An 18,370-nucleotide genomic window follows, 5' to 3' on the forward strand; every position below is an offset into this window, starting at 1 on the left:
CAGCGTGCGTCCCCACCGCGGGCCCGTGCGTCTCCGCCCGCGCTCCGGCGCCCGCGCGGCCCTCGGTGCCCTGACCGCCCTGCTGTCCGCCGGCACGGTGCTCGTCTCGCTGCCCGCTCCCGCCCTCGCGGCCGAGGACGTCGCCACGGAGGACGCGCGGGTGCCCTCGGGCTCCGGTGCCGACGCCGTCGAGCTGGACACCACGCTCTACCTGCCGGCCTCGGCGACCGGTGACGACCCGGCCCCGGCCGTCGTCCTCGCCCACGGCTTCGGCGGCAGCAAGCAGTCGGTGGCCGACGACGCCCGCGACCTCGCCGGCCGCGGCTACGTGGTGATGACCTACTCGGCGCGCGGCTTCGGCGCCAGCACCGGCCAGATCGGCCTGGACGACCCCCGCTACGAGGTCGCCGACCTCTCCACGCTCCTCGACGTGCTCGCCGAGCGCGACGACGTCCTGCGCGACGGTGACGGCGACCCGCGGGTGGGCGTGGCCGGCGCTTCCTACGGCGGCGCGCTGTCGCTGCTCGGGGCCGCCTACGACGACCGCGTCGACGCCATCGCCCCGCAGATCACCTGGAACTCGCTGACCGCGGCGCTCTTCCCCTCGCAGACCGGCAGCGCCGACGCCACGACGCCCGCCGCCACGCCCGCCACCACGCCCGCGGCCACCCCGCAGGACGCCGACGCCGGCGTCTACAAGCGGCTGTGGGCCGGGCTGTTCTTCGGCGTGGGCGCCGTGCCCGTCGACGGGCTGCTCGACCAGTTCGGGGGCGGCGGCACGGAGGCCACCACCGGGGACGGCGAGGGGGCCGGCGGGGATCCCGGCGGCGGCAGCGGCGGCGGGGCGGCGGCCGCCCCGGCGTCGGTGCCCGACCTGCCGGTCGACCCCTCGGCGCTCGACCCGGCCGCCGTGGAGCAGGCGCTCACCTGCGGCCGCTTCCGCGCCGACATCTGCGCCGCCTACCAGGACGCCGCGGCCACCGGCACGCTGACGCCGGAGATCGCCGCGGTCCTCGACCGCAGCAGCCCGGCCGGGGTGCTCGACCGGGTCACCGCGCCCACGCTGCTGGTGCAGGGCACCGAGGACTCGCTGTTCGGCCTCGGCCAGGCCGACGCCAACGCCCGCGGCATCGCCGCGAACGGCACCCCGGTGAAGGTCGTCTGGTACGCCGGTGGCCACGACTCGCAGGCCTCGGAGCGGGAGACCGCGGAGCTGCGCGACCTGGTGGCCGGCTGGTTCGACTGGCACCTGCGCGACGAAGGCGACCCCGCCCGCGGCGCGGACCCCGGCACCGGCTTCCGGTTCCCCGCGCCCACCGGCATCGGCAGCGGCCTGGGCACCGTGCAGGGCGGCAGCCAGAGCGTGGTCGCCGGCGCCTACCCCGGGCTGGACGGCGGGACGCCCGTCGAGCGGGCCGAGCTCGCCGTCGCCGGGCCGACCCAGCCGGTGGTCACCCCCGCCGGCGGCACCCCCGCCGCGATCACCACCGTCCCCGGCCTGGGCGCGCTCGCCTCGGCGCTGGCCGGCACCGCGGTGGAGATCCCCGGCCAGTTCGCCGCGTTCTCCACCGAGCCGCTCGGGGACGCGGTCGAGGTGGTCGGCGCGCCCACCGTCGACCTCGCCGTCGCCTCGCCCAGCGGCAGCGCCACGCTGTTCGCCAAGCTCTACGACGTCGGCCCGGACGGCGCGCAGACGCTGCCCGGCGGCCTGGTCGCGCCGCTCGCGCTCACCGGGCTGTCGGCGGACCCGACCGCGCCCACCGAGGTCACGGTCACGCTGCCGGGCATCGTGCACCGCTTCGAGGCCGGCCACACGATGCGCGTCGTCGTCTCCTCCACCGACCAGGCGTTCGCGCTGCCGGCCGAGTCCACCGTCTACTCCGTGGCGCCGGCGGGCGCGGACGACGGCGGCGCCGTGCTCGCCGTCCCCACCGTCGAGGGGCAGCCGCAGGCCGACGGCGGCACCTCCCGCTGGTGGTGGCTGCTGGCCGCCGTCGTGGCCCTCGGCCTGCTCGGCGCGCTGGCCGGGTGGCTGTGGGGCCGCCGCCGGCGCCGGGTGACCTCCGTCGTCGAGCCCGACGGCGAGGACGTGCCGCTGCGCTTCGACGGCGTCACCAAGGCCTACAAGGACGGCTTCGTCGCCGTGCGCGACCTGTCCTTCGAGGTGCGCCGCGGCCAGGTGCTCGGCCTGCTCGGCCCCAACGGCGCGGGCAAGACGACGTCGCTGCGCATGCTCATGGGCCTCATCCGCCCGACCGAGGGGCGGATCAGCGTCTTCGGCCACGCCGCCGGGCCCGGGGCGCCGGTGCTGTCGCGGCTGGGCTCCTTCGTCGAGGGCACCGGGCTCATGCCGCACCTGTCCGGCCGCGACAACCTGACGCTGTACTGGGCCGCCACCGGCCGCCCGGCGGCGGACGCGCACATGGCGGAGGCGATCGAGGTCGCCGGCCTCGGCGCGGCCATCGACCGCCCGGTGCGCCGCTACAGCCAGGGCATGCGCCAGCGGGTCGCCATCGCGCAGGCCATGCTCGGCCTGCCCGACCTGCTGGTGCTCGACGAGCCGACCAACGGGCTGGACCCGCCGCAGATCCACGCCATGCGCGAGGTGCTGCGCTCCTACGCCGCCACCGGCCGCACGGTCATCGTCTCCAGCCACCTGCTCAGCGAGATCGAGCAGACCTGCACCCACGTGGTGGTCATGGCCAAGGGGCAGAAGATCGCGCAGGGCACCGTCGAGGAGATCGTCGGCGCCGGTGGCGCGGTGCTGGTCGGCCTGTCCGACCCCGCCGACACCGACCGCGCGGCCGCGGTGCTGTCCGGGCTGCCCGGTGTCACCGTCGAGCGCACCGACGAGGGCCTGGTCGCCGACCTCGGCGACCGCACGACCCGCGCGGCGGCGCTGCAGGCCCTGGTGGCCGCCGACGTCGCCGTCGACCAGTTCACGCCGCGGCGCCGGCTCGAGGACGCCTTCCTGGCCCTGGTGGGGGAGAGCTGATGACCGCGACGGAGCACGTGCAGCCCACCGGCGCGGTGGCCGGCTACCGGCCCGAGCGGACGCTGCGGCTCGGGGTGGAGCTGCGCCGGCAGTTCAAGCGGCGGCGCACCATCGGCGTGTTCGCGCTGATGGTCGCCCTGCCGCTGGTGCTCATCGCCGCACTGCAGCTGGGCGCCAGCGAGGAGGCGCAGACCAACAGCCGGATCAACCTCGTCGACGTCGCCACCGCCAGCGGGCTGAACTTCACGCTGTTCGTGCTGTTCGCGACGACGAGCTTCTTCCTGGTCGTGGTCTACGCGCTGTTCTTCGGCGACACCGTGGCCAGCGAGGCCCAGTGGGGGTCGCTGCGCTACACGCTGGCCACGCCGGTGCCGCGCAGCCGGCTGCTGCGGCAGAAGTTCGCCGCCGCGCTGGTGCTCTCGGTGAGCGCGCTGCTCACCCTCGCCCTGGTCGCCGTCGTCGCCGGCGGGATCGCGTTCGGCTTCGCGGAGATCCGGACGCCGATCGGGGTGACCCTCCCGCAGGGCGAGGGCCTGCTGCGGCTGGCCGGGATGCTCGGCTACCTCGCCGTCCACCTGCTCGTCGTCGGCACCCTGGCCTTCTGGCTGTCCACCGTCACCGACGCGCCGCTGGCCGCCGTCGGCGGTGCCGTGTTCACGATGTTCGTCTTCGCCATCCTCGACCAGGTCGAGCAGCTCGGGTCGATCCGCGACTGGTTCCCCACCGCGGAGGAGTTCGCCTGGACCGACCTGCTGCAGACGCCGGTCGACTCCTCCGACCTCTTCCGCGGGGTGGTGCAGTCACTGGTCTACGCCGCCGTCTTCACCGCGCTGGGCTTCCGCCACTTCGCCCGCCGCGACGTCACGAGCTGACCGCCGGGCCGGGGGACGCCGGCAGCACGACCGCGTCGAGCATCCGCGCCGGCCCGCCACCGTAGGAGGTGAGCCGGCGCCGCAGCGGTCCCGGCAGCGACGCCAGCGACCGCAGGACCAGGGGCGTGAGCCGCGCCTGCGCCCGCGACCCCGGGACGAGGGTGCGCAGCACCGCGGGGCCGATCCGGCGGCTCTGCCGGACGGGCTCGGCCATGGCGCGCTCGTAGGCGGCCAGGCCCGCCGCGGGGTCGCGACCGGCCCCGGCGACGGCGGCGGCCAGCAGGTGGGCGCCGACCACCGCCAGGCTGGTGCCGCCGCCGACCGCCGGCCCGGGGCAGTACCCGGCGTCCCCGACCAGCGTCACCCGCCCCCGGGACCAGGTGTCCATGCGGACCTGGCTGATCGCGTCGAGGTAGAAGTCCTCCGCCTCCGGGAGGGCCCGCAGCAGCCGGGGCACCTCCCAGCCCAGGTCGCCGAACGCCTCCCGCACCAGCTCGCGCTGCCCGGCGAGGTCGCGGTGGTCGACCGGCAGCTCCCGGTCGGTGCGCAGCAGGAGGACGGCACGCGCCCGCGAGCCGTCGCCGACGCCGTAGAGGGCGACACTGCGGCCGACGTCGGCGAGGGCCAGCGCCCGCCCGCCCAGCTGCTCCCAGGGCAGCGAGAACACGGCGAGGTAGCCGCCGAGGAACAGCTCCGGCACCTCGCCGAACACCAGCCGCCGCACCCCGGAGTGCAGCCCGTCGGCGCCGACGACCAGGTCGACGACCCGCTGCGCCCCCGAGGCGAGGGTGACCTCCACCCCGCTTCCGGAGTCGGTCAGGGCGGTCACCTCGTCGCCGAGGACGTACTCCACGTCGTCCCGGGTCGCGGCGACGAGCAGGGACACCAGGTCGCCGCGCAGGACCTCGACGTGCCGGTCGGAGACCCCGGCGGACAGCGCCTCGACGTCGACCTCGACCGGGCGCCGCCCCGGACGGACCCAGGCCAGCGTCTCGGTCCGCGTCCGCGCGTCCCGCACGGCGTCGGCCAGGCCCATCCGGGCCACGACCTCCACGGCCGGGCCGAAGAGGTCGACGGCGTGCCCGCCGTCCCCGGCGCGCAGCGCGGGGCGGCGCTCCACCACCGTGGGGACCAGGCCCCGCCGGTGCAGCCACCAGGCGAGCGCGGGCCCGGCGACGCCGGCCCCCGAGACGAGCACCGTGGTCATGGCAGCACCACCGCCTCCCGGGGAGGTCCTACTCCGGACGCCGCCCGGGGCTCAAGGACCCCGGCGACGGCGCTACAGGCTGGCGCGGACCGCCTGGGCCCAGCCCTCGCCCATCGGCGCGTCGGTGACCGAGACGTTCGGGACGGCGGCCAGCAGTCCGGCCATGCCCTCGACGTCGGCGCCGTTGGCGGTGATCCACAGCCGGCCGACGGCGGGCGCCATCTCCAAGTCGCTGGCGCTGTCGCCGACCGCGACGGCGTCGGCGGGGTCGATGCCGCGCCGCTGGAGGTCCCAGGCGATCGCGACGCCCTTGTCGATGCCGCGCGGCATGAGGTGGTAGACCCGCGCCAGCTGCCCCTCGGGCGCCAGCCGCAGCCGGGCCGACGCCGGGATGGCGCCGTTGTCCTTCAGGGTGAGCCAGCCCAGGCCGCGCTCGGCCAGCCAGGCGTCGACGGCGAGCGGGTCGACGAACCCGCGCAGCAGCGCGTCGCCGTCGTGGGTGGCGTGCCACGGCGCGTGCCACTCCAGGCGGCCGGGGTTCGCCGCGCACAACGCCTCGACGACGCCGAGCTCGGCCATCACCGCCATCGGCGTCCGCCCGGCGTGGGCCTCGGGCAGCGCGCCGGTGAGCTGGTGGCGCGCCCGGCCGCCCTTCCAGGTGACCAGCGAGCCGAGCTCGGCGATCGCGCCGTCGGCGGCAAAGATCCGCCCGGCCTCGGTCACCTGGTCGGCGGTGCGGCCGCTGACGATCACCAGCGGGACGCCGGCGGTGTGCAGCTCGAGCAGGGCCGCGGCCGGCTCCGCCGTCGGCGTGCCCTCCGCGGTGTGCCAGAAGGACCCCCGCGGGCCGACCATCGTGCCGTCGAGGTCGGTGTAGACGATGCGCGCAGCCACACCGGTCAGCATGGCCGGTCGGCAGAGCCGGGCTCGGGGGCGGCTCCGGCGGCCGGGTAGAGTCGGCGGCGTTCCACTCATCCAGAGGGGCAGAGGGACACGGCCCGGTGAAGCCCCGGCAACCGCGCACGCGCCAGCGTGCGAGAGGTGCCAATTCCGTCCCGCGCGGCTCGACGGCCCGACGCGGGGAAGATGAGGAGGTAGTCGTCGCATGACCCTGACCGCTCCCGGTTCTCTCCAGACCGACTCCGCGGGTGCTCGCCCCGCCGCCGGTGGCCCGGTGCCGCCCAGCCCCGCCCGCGGCCTGGTCTGTCGCAACTGCGGCGCCACCTTCGGCCTCATCGCCGAGCACGCGTGCGCCGAGTGCTTCGGCCCGCTGGAGGTCGACTACGACCCCGAGCGCCTGCGCGCGGTCACCCGCGAGCAGATCGAGGCCGGCCCGCAGAACATCTGGCGCTACGCCGCGCTGCTGCCGGTGGGCCAGGACCCGGCCGACCGCGTCTCGCTCGACCCGGGCATGACCCCGCTGGTGCGGGCCGACCGGCTGGCCGCCGAGCTCGGGATCACCGGCGGGCTGTGGGTCAAGGACGACTCGGCCAACCCCACCCACTCGTTCAAGGACCGCGTGGTCAGCCTCGCCGCCACCGCGGCGAAGCGGCTCGGGTACAGCAAGATCGCCGCCGCCTCGACCGGCAACCTGGCCAACTCCGTCGCCGCGCACGCCGCCCGCGTCGGGCTGCCCTCCTACGTGTTCATCCCGGCCGACCTCGAGCCCGGCAAGGTCGTCCAGTCGGCGGTGTACGGGCAGACGCTGGTCGCCGTCGACGGGTCCTACGACGACGTCAACCGGCTGACCAGCGAGCTCGCCGAGACCGACGAGTTCGAGGACACCGCCTTCGTCAACCAGAACGTGCGGCCCTACTACGCCGAGGGCTCCAAGACGGTGGGCTACGAGATCGCCGAGCAGCTCGGCTGGCGGATCCCGGCCCAGGTGGTCATCCCGATGGCCTCCGGCTCGCTGCTGACCAAGGTGGACAAGGCCTGGCGGGAGCTGGCCGCCGCCGGCGTCGTCGAGGCCACCGAGTGGCGCGTGTTCGGCGCCCAGTCGGCCGGCTGCGACCCGATCGCCACCGCCTTCGACAACGGCTGGGACGTCGTGAAGCCGGTCAAGCCCACCGGGATCGCCAAGTCGCTGAACATCGGCAACCCCGCCGACGGCCCCTACGCCCTCGACGCCATCCGCCGCACCGGCGGCTCGGTCGGCCGGGTCGGCGACGAGCAGATCGTCCAGGGCATCCGCGACCTCGCCCGCACCACCGGCGTGTTCGCCGAGACCGCCGGCGGCGTGACCGTGGCGGTGCTCCGGCAGCTGGTCGAGGACGGCCGGCTGGACCCGACGAAGGAGACCGTCGTCCTCAACACCGGCGAGGGCCTCAAGACGCTCGACCCGCTGGAGCCGGTGGTCGGCCCCACGCACCGGGTGGAGCCCTCGCTGCGGTCGGCGCGGGCGGCCGGGCTCATCGGGTAGCGGCGCGGGCCCGGTCCCCGGCGCCCACCAGCGGGTGAGCGCACCCCCCGATCGGGCCAGGTGTCCTGCGTGCGGTGACTCCCCAGGCAGCGCTCCCTGCTGTACGTTTCCGCGCGGTTGTCAGTTCCACGTTCGTGTCCGACGGGCGGAAGAGCTGTACCCGGCCCCCGGACATCGGGGTCCGTCCGCACGCACGAAACGTGGGAGCACACGTGGCACAGGGCACCGTGAAGTGGTTCAACGCCGAGAAGGGCTTCGGCTTCATCGCCGTCGACGGCGGCCAGGACGTCTTCGTCCACTACTCGGCCATCCAGATGGACGGGTACAAGAGCCTCGACGAGGGCCAGCGGGTCACCTTCGAGGTCGTCCAGGGCGAGAAGGGCCCGCAGGCCGACGCGGTGCGCGCCGGCTGAGCCACGCCCGAGCCGTGCAGCGGCCCGGTCCCCGTCCCGGGGGCCGGGCCGCTGTCGCGTCCGGGGCCGCCCGGCCGGCGGACGCCCCGGCCGGGAACAGCCCGCCGGCACCCCCCGTTCTTGCACTCGGCAGGTGCGAGTGCCAGACTTCCGATTGGCACTCGACAGTGCCGAGTGCCAATCAGGTCGGAACGGTGAGGCACTGGAGCGCGGGCCACAAGGGAGCCCGCCGCGCCGGTGTCGTCCGTCGCGGGCGCCGGTCCCGGCCGTGCAGCGATCCATGCATGGAGGACATCACCACATGGCCAAGATGATCGCCTTCGAGGAAGAGGCGCGCCGCGGTCTCGAGCGGGGCATGAACACCCTCGCCGACGCCGTCAAGGTGACGCTCGGCCCCAAGGGCCGCAACGTCGTCCTCGAGAAGAAGTGGGGCGCTCCCACCATCACCAACGACGGTGTGAGCATCGCCAAGGAGATCGAGCTCGAGGACCCCTGGGAGAAGATCGGCGCGGAGCTGGTCAAGGAGGTCGCGAAGAAGACCGACGACGTCGCGGGTGACGGCACCACCACCGCCACCGTGCTGGCCCAGGCGCTCGTCCGCGAGGGTCTGCGCAACGTCGCCGCCGGCGCCAACCCGATGGCCCTGAAGAAGGGCATCGAGAAGGCCGTCGCCTCGGTCACCGAGTACCTGCTCTCGACCGCCAAGGACGTCGAGACCAAGGAGCAGATCGCCGCCACCGCGTCGATCTCCGCCGCCGACCCGGCCATCGGCGAGCTCATCGCCGAGGCGATGGACAAGGTCGGCAAGGAAGGCGTCATCACCGTCGAGGAGAGCAACACCTTCGGCCTCGAGCTCGAGCTCACCGAGGGCATGCGCTTCGACAAGGGCTACATCTCGCCCTACTTCGTCACCGACGCCGAGCGCATGGAGGCCGTCCTCGACGACCCGTACGTGCTCGTCGTCAACTCGAAGATCAGCTCGGTCAAGGACCTGCTCCCGCTGCTGGAGAAGGTCATGCAGTCGGGCAAGCCGCTGGCCATCATCGCCGAGGACGTCGAGGGCGAGGCCCTCGCGACCCTGGTCGTGAACAAGATCCGCGGCACCTTCAAGTCGCTGGCCGTCAAGGCCCCCGGCTTCGGCGACCGCCGCAAGGCCATGCTGACCGACATCGCCATCCTCACCGGTGGCCAGGTCATCAGCGAGGAGGTCGGCCTCAAGCTGGAGAACGCCGGCGTCGAGCTGCTCGGCCGCGCCCGCAAGGTCGTCGTCACCAAGGACGAGACGACGATCGTCGAGGGCGCCGGTGACAGCGACCAGATCGCCGGGCGGGTCAACCAGATCCGCGCCGAGATCGAGAAGTCGGACTCCGACTACGACCGCGAGAAGCTGCAGGAGCGCCTGGCCAAGCTGGCCGGTGGCGTCGCCGTCATCAAGGCCGGTGCCGCGACCGAGGTCGAGCTCAAGGAGCGCAAGCACCGCATCGAGGACGCGGTGCGCAACGCCAAGGCCGCCGTCGAGGAGGGCATCGTCGCCGGTGGTGGCGTCGCCCTGGCGCAGGCCACCGCGGTCGCGTTCGAGAAGCTCGACGTCGAGGGTGACGAGGCCACCGGTGCCAACATCGTGCGTGTCGCGCTCGAGGCGCCGCTGAAGCAGATCGCCGTCAACGCCGGCCTCGAGGGCGGCGTCGTGGCGGAGAAGGTGCGCAACTCCGAGGTGGGCCACGGCCTCAACGCCGCCACCGGCGAGTACGTGGACCTGGTCTCGGCCGGCATCATCGACCCGGCCAAGGTCACCCGCTCGGCGCTGCAGAACGCCGCTTCCATCGCGGCGCTCTTCCTCACCACCGAGGCCGTCATCGCCGACAAGCCGGAGAAGGCCGCCCCGGCCATGCCCGGTGGCGACGGCGGCATGGGCGGCATGGACTTCTGACGAAGGACCACGTCGCTCCCCACGACGCGCTCCGCGCGCCGCGGGTCCCGGCGACGTAGCCGTTCCATCGCGTCACCTGCACCACCAGCACTGCCCGGCAGGGGCGGTCCGCTTTCGCGGGCCGCCCCTGTCGGCGTCTGCGCGGCCGGTGTCCGTGTCGAGAACGCGTGATCTCGGCGTCAGCGGAGCCCGGAGGCGTCGAGATCGCGCGATCTCGACGGAGGGACGAGCGCGTCAGTCCCGCGGAGGCGGGAAGCAGCAGAACTCGTTGCCCTCCGGATCGGCCAGCACGTCCCAGCCGATCTCGCCGGCGTCCTCGTCCGCCTCGTGGCCCGGGCGCTCGTCGGACGCCCGCACCGCCGCCGCCCCGGCGGCCTGCAGCGCCGCGGAGTCGCCGACGACGTCGAGGTGCACGCGGTTCTTCACCACCTTCTCCTCGGGCACCGGGTTGAGCCAGATCAGCGGCCCGGCGCCGGACGGGTCGACGATCGGCACCGGCCACTCCCGTGGCCGCGTCCAGCCCGGCTCGGGTGGCGCCACCTCGTCCCGGCGGACGTAGCCCATGGCGGCGCACCACCAGTCGGCCAGGGCCTGGTGGTCGCGGGCGTCGATGCAGAGGTCCTTGAAGCGGGCGGGTGCGTCAGCCATGGGGGCGCAGGGTAGGCCGACGGCGTGGCCGTGGTGATCGGGACGTCGGGGTGGCAGTACCGCGACTGGCGCGGCCGCTTCTACCCGCAGCGGCTGCCGCAGCGCCTGTGGCTGGAGCACCACGCGCAGCACTTCGCCACCGTGGAGAGCAACGCCGCCTTCTACCGGCTACCCGAGCGCGACACCTTCGCCGCCTGGCGCGAGCGCACCCCGCCCGACTACCGCTGGGCGGTCAAGGCCAGCCGCTTCCTCACCCATGTCAAGCGGCTGCGCGAGCCCGAGGAGCCGGTGGCCCGCCTGCTGCGGCACGCCGAGGGGCTGGGGGACCGCCTCGACGTCGTCCTGCTGCAGTTGCCTCCGACGCTCAAGGCCGACGCCGGGCTGCTGCGCGACTGCCTGGCCTGCTTCCCGCCGGGCGTCCGGGTGGCCGTGGAGCCGCGGCACGAGACGTGGTGGACCGACGAGGTGCGCGCCCTGCTCGAGCGCTACGGGGCTGCGCTGTGCTGGGCCGACCGCGCCGAGCGGCCGGTGACGCCGCTGTGGCGCACCACCGGCTGGGGTTACCTGCGGCTGCACACCGGCGCCGAGGGCTGGGGGTACCCGCCGGCGGTGCTGGAGGAGTGGGCGCAGCGGCTGGCGGCCACCTGGGCCGACGGCGAGGACGTGTTCGTCTACCTCAACAACGACCCCGGCGGGGCCGCCGTCGTCGACGCGGTGGCGCTGGCCGGCGCCGTGCACCGCGCGGGCCGCTCGCCCACCCGGGTGCCCACCTCCGAGCAGGCCAGCGGCCTGGCCTGGACGGCGGCCTGAGCTCAGTCGTCTCCCCCGCCGTGGCCCGACGAGCCGGACCCGCCGTGCCCGGAGCCGCTGGAGTCGTCGTCGGAGTCGTCCTCGTCGGAGTCGTCGAGGTCGCCGGCGGAGTCGGCACCGGAGTCGTCGGCCTCGTCGGCGTCGTGGGAGCCCGTGACCGGGGCCGGGGCGGACGGGGTGGCGTCGTCCTCGGCGTGGTCCCGGCCGCTGCCCGAGCCCGAGCCGCTGCCCGAGCCGGAGCCCGAGTCGGCCGACCCCGGGCCGGAGTTCGCCGAGCCGGGACCGGAGTTCGACGAGATCGGGCGCGGGCCGGAGGTCGTCGGCCGCGCCGACGTCGGGACCGCGGTCGGGCCGGCGGTCGGCCCGCCGGGCACCTCGGCGCGGTCCTCGTCGGAGTCGTCGGAGTCGTCCGAGTCGTCCGAGTCGTCCGGGGAGTCGGGCGAGTCGGGCGCGTCGCTGTCGTCTGCGGCGTCGGAGGTCGGCGCGGCCGGCGTCGGGAGGACCGCCGTCGGGTCGGCGCCGGGGGTGTCGTCGGAGGGCCCCGCGACGTCGGCCCGGTCGGCGGAGTCGGGCAGGTCGAAGGGCGTCACGGTCTCCAGGACGCCGGCGACCCCGTCCTGGACCGGGCCCGGGAGCACCCCGGTGGCGCCCGCGCCGGTGACCCCGACGACGGCGATGCCCACCCCCGCCGCGGCCTGGGCCACGGTGGAGGCGGACGTAATCTTGGCGAGGACGGCGGTCAGTCCCGGCAGCAGCGGCATGCGGGTGTGATCGGCACCTCACCCGGGAACTTGAACCGTCAAACAGCCAGCGCGGCAGGATCCTCCCGATGGGCGACGCCGAGCTGCTCGGCGGCCTGCCCGAGCACCCGCTCGACGGCGAGCGTGTCGGCCAGCGGCATCGTCGCGCTCTCGGTGCGCCCCTCCTGCAGGCAGCGGGTGACCTCGGCCAGCTCGTGGGAGTAGCCGACCCCCGACGCCGGCCGGGTGATCGTCTCGGGCTCCGCGCCGGTGCGGTGCAGCACGATCGTGTCGGGGTGGTGGAAGCGGGGGAGGACGTCGATCCACCCCTCCGTGCCGAACACCCGCGCCTGGCCCGGCGTCGGGTAGCGCAGCGAGGTGGTCAGCGTCGCGCAGCGGCCGTCGTCCCAGCCCAGCAGCAGGCCGGCCTCGGCGTCCACGCCGGTGGGGTAGGTGGAGCCCGCGGCGGTGACCGTGTCGGGCGCCCCGAGCAGCATCTGCGCGAAGGACACCACGTAGACGCCGAGGTCGAGCAGCGCCCCGCCGCCGAGCTCGAGGGCGAACAGCCGGTCGGCGGGGTCGTAGACCCGGTCGACGCCGAGGTCGGCCTGCACCGACCGCACCTCGCCGATCGCGCCGTCGGCCACCAGCTCCCGCAGCGCCACCACGGCCGGCTGGAAGCGGGTCCACATCGCCTCCATGACGAAGACGCCGGCGTCGCGGGCGGCGGCCACGACCTCCTCGGCGCCGGGCGTCGTCGCGGTGAAGGCCTTCTCCACCAGCAGGGGCTTGCCGGCCTCGATCGCGGCGAGGGCGACGGCGTGGTGCTGGGCGTGCGGGGTGGCGAGGTAGAGCACGTCGACGTCGGGGTCGGCGAGGATGTCGGCGTAGGAGCCGTGGGACCGCTCCAGCCCGTGCTGCCCGGCGAAGGCCGCGGCGCGCTCGGCCGACCGCGAGGCCACCGCCACCGGACGGGCGTCGGGGACGTGCGCGAAGTCCCCCACCACGTTCTGCGCGATGCGCCCCGGCCCGACGACGCCCCAGCGGATCTCCCTGCTCACCCCGACGACGCTAGCCGGGGCGCGGCAGACTGACCCGGTGACCGTCCTGATCGACTCCCCGGTGTGGCCCTGGCGGGGACGGCGGTGGTCGCACCTGGTCAGCGACGTCTCCTACGAGGAGCTGCACGCCTTCGTCGCCGCCGAGCTCGGCATCCCGCGCCGGGCCTTCCAGGGCGACCACTACGACGTCCCCGAGGAGCTCTACCCCGTCGCCGTCGCCGCCGGGGCGCAGCCGGTGGGCGCCCGCGAGCTGCTCAGCCGGCTGCTGGCGGCGGGGTTGCGGGTCCGGAAGCGCGCGAGCGCAGCAGGGCCAGCTCCGCGCTGAGGTTGGCGCGCGCCCGCGGTTCCCAGCCGGCGGCCACGCCCGGCAGCCGGTAGAGCGCCGGCAGTGCCAGCAGCGACTGCAGGACGGCGATCCGCCCGGCGGTGAACTCCGCGTCGGAGAGGTGCCCGTACTCCTCGCGCACCGCCGACGCGTACGCGGCGTAGGCCTCGGGCGGGCCGGCCAGCACGGCCAGGTCGGCGTCGCAGAGCACCGCGCCGTTCGCGTCGCCGGGGGCCGGGTCGTGGCCCGCGGTGAGCAGCACCAGCCGGGCCACCTCGTCGAGCCGGTCGCCGGGTACCAGCCCGCGCAGCCCGGCACGCGCCCGCTCGGCGCTGACCTGCTCGTTGTCGCCGCGGCGCGGGTCGTACACGGCGTCGTGGTACCAGGCGGCCAGCGCGACCGCGGCCGGGTCGGCGGCGTCGACGCCCAGCTCGGCCACCAGGCCGAGCACGGCCGCCAGGTGGTGCAGGTCGTGGTAGCGGCGGTGCGGCTCACTCCAGGCGGCGACCAGCGCCGCCCACTCGGTGCGCGCGGTGGGGGAGTCCTGCGTCAGCGCCGCGAAGTCCTCGTAGCCGATCACGCGACCCCGCAGCGGCGGAGGGTGAGCAGCGCCAGCGCGCGGGCGACCGCGGTCACCTCGGCGACCGGCACCCGCTCGGCCGGCCCGTGCGCGAGGTGCAGGTCGCCGGGGCCCAGGTGCAGGGCCGGGACGCCGGCGGCGGCGTAGAGCCGCAGGTCGGTGCCGGCCGTCACCGCGCGCTCGGGGGGCGGCGGTCCGCCGGCGTCGACGACGGCGCCCCGCACCTGGCCGAGGAGCTCGTGGCCGGGCGGCAGCTCGTCGCTGGCGAAGGCGCCGCCGGTCCAGGCCACCCGCACCGGGTGCCCGGCCAGCCACGGGTGCCCGGCGCAGAGGGCGGCGACCCGGGCCTCGAACGCGGCGCGGGCGGCCTCGACCGGCTCGCCCAGCCGCACGCCGTAGCGGCCCTCGGCCACCAGCCGGTCGGGCACGCTGGAGGCCCAGTCGCCGGCGTGCACGGTGCCGATCGACAGGCCGAACGGGAACCGCTCGCCGGCGAAGCGCGGGTCGGCGTCGCGCTGCCGCTCGGCCTCGAAGGCGCGCAGGTCGGCGTGCACCTCGGCGAACAGCTCCACGGCGCTGACGCCGCGGTCGCGCATGGCGGCGTGCGCGGCGTGCCCGGTCACCTCCAGCCGGAAGGTGAGCGCGCCGGCCGCGGCCGTGACGACGGCGCCGTCGGTGGGCTCGGGGATGACGCACGCGTCGCCGCGGTGGCCCCGGGCCAGCGTCGCCCACGCGCCCAGGCCGCCGTCCTCCTCGCCGACGACGCTGTGCAGCGCCACCGGCCGGCGCAGCCGCACGCCCGCCGCGCGCACCGCCGCGAGGGCGGCCAGGGCGGAGACCAGGCCGCCCTTCATGTCGCAGGCGCCGCGGCCGTGCACGGCCCCGCCGGCCAGCCGCGGGGTGAACGGGTCGCCGGGCCACCGCGCCCGGTCCCCGGTGGGGACGACGTCGGAGTGCCCGCACAGCACCAGCGCCGGGTCGCCGTCCTCCGCGCCGGGCAGCGTGCCGACGACGCCCCACGCCTCGTCGCGCTCCACCTCCTGGCCCGGCGCGTCCGGGGCGGTCGCGGCCGCGGTGAGGTCGACCGCCCACCGGTCGACGTCGCAGCCGAGCACCTCGAGCTCCCCGGCCACCAGGGCCTGCACCTCGCTCTCGGCCGCGGTGCCGCCGACCGAGGGCACCGCCACCAGCCGGCAGAGCAGGTCGACCGCCGCGGCCTCGTCGACGGCGTCGAGGACGGCGGCCTCGGCGGGGGTCGGGGCGGCCACGGCTGGCGAGTCTGACACCTCCCCGCCGGCGTGTGTCAGCGCGGGCGGGAGGGGTACCGTCGGATCTGTCCGGACCGGGCGATCTGTGTCCCCGGGTGCCAATTGGATACCGCCTCCACGGACTACCGCCCCGGCCTCGGCCGGGGGCCTGGAGCCGTGTTGTGCAACTCGCCGCGAGGCGACCAGAGCCCGGTCCGGACCTCAGCTCCCCAGCGCCCACCCGCACGGGTCGGCCAGCGCCGCCGCCTCGGCGGGACCCCACGATCCCGGCGCGTACGGGCGCAGCTCCGGCGGGTCGTCGAGCACCGGCCGCACGGCCCGCCAGGCCTGCGCCAGACCCGCGCCGGTGGTGAACAGCGACCGGTCGCCCACCAGCACGTCGTGGATCAGCGAGGCGTAGGCCGGCAGCGGCTCCCCGCCGGGGACCGACGCGAGGTCCAGCGCGGCCTGCGCCACCGCCAGCTCCAGGTCCGGTCCGGGCCGTTTGGCCACCAGTCCCAGGTCGAGCGCGCCGGCACCCGCCAGCGACAGCGAGACGGTGTTCCCGCCGCCGGGCACGACGCCGACCGGCCCGTCGGGGCGGCGCAGCACCAGCGTCACCGTCTGGTGGCCCTCGGCCATCCGCTTGCCCGTGCGCAGCAGGAACGGCACGCCGTGCCAGCGGTCGGTGTCGACCCACAGCCGCGCGGCGACGAAGGTGTCGGTGCTGCTGTCGTCGGCGACGTGGTCGAGGTCGCGGTAGCCCTCGAACTGGCCGAGGACGACGTCCTCGCGGGCCAGCGGCCGGAACGCGGCCAGGACCGCCTCGCGCGCCTCCTGCAGGTCGGCCGCGCGCAGCGACACGGGTGGCTCCATGGCGACCTCGGCGGCGACCTGGAACAGGTGGGTGACCAGCATGTCGAGGACGGCGCCGGTGGCGTCGTAGAACTGCGCGCGGTCGGCGACGTCGAGGGTCTCCGGGACGTCGACCTGCACCTGCGCGACGTGCTCGCGGTCCCAGATCGAGGAGAACAGGCCGTTGGCGAAGCGCAGCACGTGCAGGTCCTGGGTGCCCTCCTTGCCGAGGAAGTGGTCGATGCGGAAGACCTGGTCCTCGTCCAGGACCGAGTGCACCAGCTCGTCGAGCTCGCGGAACCCGTCGGGGGAGGTGCCGTAGGGCTTCTCGTAGACCACGCGCGCCCCCTCGGTCAGGCCGTGGGTGTGCAGCGCCCGGGTGATGCCCTCGAAGGCCTCGGGTGGGACGGCGAGGTAGTGCACGAGCTGGGTGCCCTCCCCGAGCTCCTCCCGGGCCTGCGCGACGACGTCGACCAGCCGGCCGGGGTCCTCGGGCGTGTGGCCGCCGCCGGCGAAGCGCAGCCGCTCCCGCAGCCCGGCCGAGGGCTCGCCGTCGCCGTGCTCGGCGAGCGCGTCGCCGACCAGCTGCCGGAAGTCGTCGTCGGAGCGCTCGCCCCGGCCGCTGCCGACCAGCCGCCAGTCGCGGGGCAGCAGACCGCGGCGGTCGAGCTGGTCGAAGGCCGGCAGCACCATCCGGGCGGCCAGGTCGCCGGTGGCGCCGAAGAGGACGAACACGGTCGGGGGCAGCTCGGGCACGGTGGGCTCCTCTCGTCGTCCCCAGCCTGGTCCCCCCGGCGATCCGCCGCTCGACGCGCCGGACGTGTCCGCGGTCACTAGCGTGTCGCGGCATGGCACGCACAGCGGCGACGGAGCAGGCGGGCGGGCAGCACCGGCTACCGGTGCGGACCCTGGTGTCGGCGAGCATCGGCAACGCCGTCGAGTGGTTCGACTGGACGGTGTACGCCACCTTCCTCGTCTACTTCGCGGGGCAGTTCTTCCCGTCGGACAACGAGGCGCTCGCGCTGATCGGGACGACGTCGACCTACGCGCTGGCGTTCTTCTTCCGGCCGCTGGGCGGCATCGTCATCGGCCGCTTCGCCGACCTGCGCGGCCGCAAGGCCGGCATGCTGCTGACCATCCTGCTGATGGCCGGCGGCTCGCTGGTGATCGCGATCCTGCCCACCTACGAGCAGGTCGGCTGGTTCGCGCCGGTCCTGCTGCTGCTCGCGCGCATCGCCCAGGGGCTCAGCCTCGGCGGTGAGGTGTCCGGCGCCTCGGCCTACCTGGCCGAGATCGCCCCGCCCGAACGCCGCGGCCGCTACTCGGCGTTCTTCTACATCTCCACCGGCTCGTCGCTGCTGCTGGCCTCGCTGCTGGGTGTGCTGCTCACCGCCGTGCTCGACCAGCAGCAGCTGGAGTCCTACGGCTGGCGCATCGCCTTCGCCATCGGCGGCCTGCTCGGCCTCGTCGGCCTCTGGCTGCGGCGCTCGCTGACCGAGAGCGAGAGCTTCGAGGAGAACGCCGAGAAGGCGCGGGCCACCACGCACCCGCTGCTGCGCACCATCAAGGAGCACCCGAGGTCGGTGCTGCAGCTGTGCGCGATCACGCTGCTCAACACGCTGTCGTACTACACCTTCTTCAGCGCCCTGACGCCGTTCGCGATCAACTACCGCGACGCCGACGGCAACGACGTCTTCATCGCGCTGTCGGTCGGCACCGCGCTGTTCATCGCGCTCTGCTACCCCTACGGCGCGCTGTCGGACCGGGTCGGCCGCAAACCGGTGCTGCTGGCCTGGGCGGCGGCGACCGCGGTGCTGGTGGTCCCGCTGTCGTTCCTGGTCCGCGACGACCTGTTCTCGCTGATCATCGTGTTCTGCGTGGGCCTGGGCCTCTACGCCGCGATGGCCTCGCTGGCACCGGCGATCATGAGCGAGCTGTTCCCGACGGAGCTGCGGGCCACCGGAATCGGCGCCTGGTACAACCTCACCGTCGCGACCTTCGGCGGCACGGCGCCGCTGGTCATCACCGCGCTGTCCAACCGCGACATGCCGATGGTCTTCTTCTGGTACGTCGCCGGTGGCGCGGTGGTCGCCTTCCTCGCCATCCTCACCCTCCGCGAGACCAAGGGCACCGAGCTGCGCTGAGGCGCCGTCTGAGGGGACCTCAGACGGCGGCGGCCGGGCAGGACCGCCCGGCCGCCCGATGCCCGGGCCGGGGCCTCAGGCCGACCGTGGTCGTCGTCCACCACCGGACGACGACGCGAGG

16 protein-coding genes and 1 riboswitch are annotated in these 18,370 nt (G+C 75.3%); of the genes, 8 read left to right on the plus strand and 8 right to left on the minus strand.

The window, feature by feature from the left end:
- The first annotated feature begins 25 nt into the window (after nucleotides 1–25).
- On the plus strand, nucleotides 26–2,995 hold the full coding sequence (locus tag BLQ97_RS07455) for an alpha/beta fold hydrolase (protein WP_245691944.1): 2,970 nt from the start codon (nucleotides 26–28) through the stop codon (nucleotides 2,993–2,995).
- Entirely contained in the window at nucleotides 2,995–3,867 is an 873-nt protein-coding gene (locus BLQ97_RS07460) for an ABC transporter permease (RefSeq protein ID WP_091364799.1), read from the plus strand. Before BLQ97_RS07455 ends, BLQ97_RS07460 begins: the two co-directional genes overlap by 1 nt.
- Here the strand turns inward: BLQ97_RS07460 and BLQ97_RS07465 are convergent.
- Both BLQ97_RS07465 and BLQ97_RS07470 read right to left on the minus strand, forming a co-directional pair.
- Nucleotides 3,857–5,074: an FAD-dependent monooxygenase gene (locus BLQ97_RS07465; RefSeq protein WP_091364801.1), complete on the minus strand. Its 1,218-nt coding sequence runs from the start codon at nucleotides 5,072–5,074 to the stop codon at nucleotides 3,857–3,859. The genes BLQ97_RS07460 and BLQ97_RS07465 overlap by 11 nt on opposite strands.
- A 72-nt stretch (nucleotides 5,075–5,146) precedes the next feature.
- Nucleotides 5,147–5,968 (minus strand): HAD family hydrolase, encoded by an 822-nt coding sequence (locus BLQ97_RS07470; protein ID WP_091365750.1) that lies wholly within the window; start codon nucleotides 5,966–5,968, stop codon nucleotides 5,147–5,149.
- 74 nt (nucleotides 5,969–6,042) lie between these two features.
- Nucleotides 6,043–6,167: riboswitch (SAM riboswitch) on the plus strand.
- Between the two features lie 12 nt (nucleotides 6,168–6,179).
- Here BLQ97_RS07470 and thrC point away from each other — a divergent pair.
- The 3 genes from thrC (at nucleotide 6,180) to groL (ending at nucleotide 9,839) form a co-directional block, all read left to right on the plus strand.
- Entirely contained in the window at nucleotides 6,180–7,496 is a 1,317-nt protein-coding gene (gene thrC / locus BLQ97_RS07475; protein WP_217637090.1) for a threonine synthase, read from the plus strand.
- 212 nt (nucleotides 7,497–7,708) lie between these two features.
- Nucleotides 7,709–7,909: a cold-shock protein gene (locus BLQ97_RS07480; protein ID WP_091364804.1), complete on the plus strand. Its 201-nt coding sequence runs from the start codon at nucleotides 7,709–7,711 to the stop codon at nucleotides 7,907–7,909.
- A gap of 301 nt (nucleotides 7,910–8,210) precedes the next feature.
- Nucleotides 8,211–9,839, plus strand: a complete 1,629-nt coding sequence (gene groL / locus BLQ97_RS07485) for a chaperonin GroEL (RefSeq protein ID WP_091364805.1) — start codon at nucleotides 8,211–8,213, stop codon at nucleotides 9,837–9,839.
- A 234-nt stretch (nucleotides 9,840–10,073) separates the two neighbouring features.
- On the opposite strand, the gene BLQ97_RS07490 is transcribed toward groL, so the two are convergent.
- Nucleotides 10,074–10,487, minus strand: a complete 414-nt coding sequence (locus BLQ97_RS07490) for a VOC family protein (RefSeq protein ID WP_091364807.1) — start codon at nucleotides 10,485–10,487, stop codon at nucleotides 10,074–10,076.
- A 24-nt stretch (nucleotides 10,488–10,511) separates the two neighbouring features.
- Here BLQ97_RS07490 and BLQ97_RS07495 point away from each other — a divergent pair, with 24 nt between their 5' ends.
- Nucleotides 10,512–11,297, plus strand: a complete 786-nt coding sequence (locus tag BLQ97_RS07495; RefSeq protein WP_091364809.1) for a DUF72 domain-containing protein — start codon at nucleotides 10,512–10,514, stop codon at nucleotides 11,295–11,297.
- 2 nt (nucleotides 11,298–11,299) lie between these two features.
- On the opposite strand, the gene BLQ97_RS07500 is transcribed toward BLQ97_RS07495, so the two are convergent.
- Together BLQ97_RS07500 and BLQ97_RS07505 are read right to left on the minus strand one after the other, a co-directional pair.
- The gene (locus BLQ97_RS07500) at nucleotides 11,300–12,058 is read right to left on the minus strand and encodes a hypothetical protein (protein ID WP_091364810.1); all 759 of its coding nucleotides are present in this window, start codon (nucleotides 12,056–12,058) and stop codon (nucleotides 11,300–11,302) included.
- 38 nt (nucleotides 12,059–12,096) lie between these two features.
- Nucleotides 12,097–13,098 (minus strand): Gfo/Idh/MocA family protein, encoded by a 1,002-nt coding sequence (locus BLQ97_RS07505; RefSeq protein WP_091364812.1) that lies wholly within the window; start codon nucleotides 13,096–13,098, stop codon nucleotides 12,097–12,099.
- Between the two features lie 37 nt (nucleotides 13,099–13,135).
- On the opposite strand from BLQ97_RS07505, the gene BLQ97_RS07510 reads away from it, so the two are divergent.
- A complete protein-coding gene (locus BLQ97_RS07510) occupies nucleotides 13,136–13,423 on the plus strand; it encodes a DUF4031 domain-containing protein (protein ID WP_091364814.1) in 288 nt (95 codons plus the stop codon).
- Here BLQ97_RS07510 and BLQ97_RS07515 read toward each other — a convergent pair.
- The 3 genes from BLQ97_RS07515 to BLQ97_RS07525 form a co-directional block, all read right to left on the minus strand.
- Complete coding sequence (locus BLQ97_RS07515) at nucleotides 13,353–14,003, minus strand: HD domain-containing protein (RefSeq protein WP_091364815.1); 651 nt, start codon at nucleotides 14,001–14,003, stop codon at nucleotides 13,353–13,355. The genes BLQ97_RS07510 and BLQ97_RS07515 overlap by 71 nt on opposite strands.
- Nucleotides 14,000–15,271, minus strand: coding sequence for an ArgE/DapE family deacylase (locus tag BLQ97_RS07520; RefSeq protein ID WP_091364817.1), 1,272 nt, complete (start codon nucleotides 15,269–15,271; stop codon nucleotides 14,000–14,002). The genes BLQ97_RS07515 and BLQ97_RS07520 overlap by 4 nt, the downstream gene beginning before the upstream one ends.
- Before the next feature lie 201 nt (nucleotides 15,272–15,472).
- Nucleotides 15,473–16,861: a glucose-6-phosphate dehydrogenase gene (locus BLQ97_RS07525; protein WP_245691945.1), complete on the minus strand. Its 1,389-nt coding sequence runs from the start codon at nucleotides 16,859–16,861 to the stop codon at nucleotides 15,473–15,475.
- A 92-nt stretch (nucleotides 16,862–16,953) separates the two neighbouring features.
- Between BLQ97_RS07525 and BLQ97_RS07530 the strand changes: the two genes are divergently transcribed.
- Entirely contained in the window at nucleotides 16,954–18,249 is a 1,296-nt protein-coding gene (locus BLQ97_RS07530; RefSeq protein ID WP_091364819.1) for an MFS transporter, read from the plus strand.
- Nucleotides 18,250–18,370 lie beyond the last annotated feature (121 nt).

The organism is Geodermatophilus telluris (assembly GCF_900102745.1).
Classification (GTDB): Bacteria; Actinomycetota; Actinomycetes; order Mycobacteriales; family Geodermatophilaceae; genus Geodermatophilus; species Geodermatophilus telluris.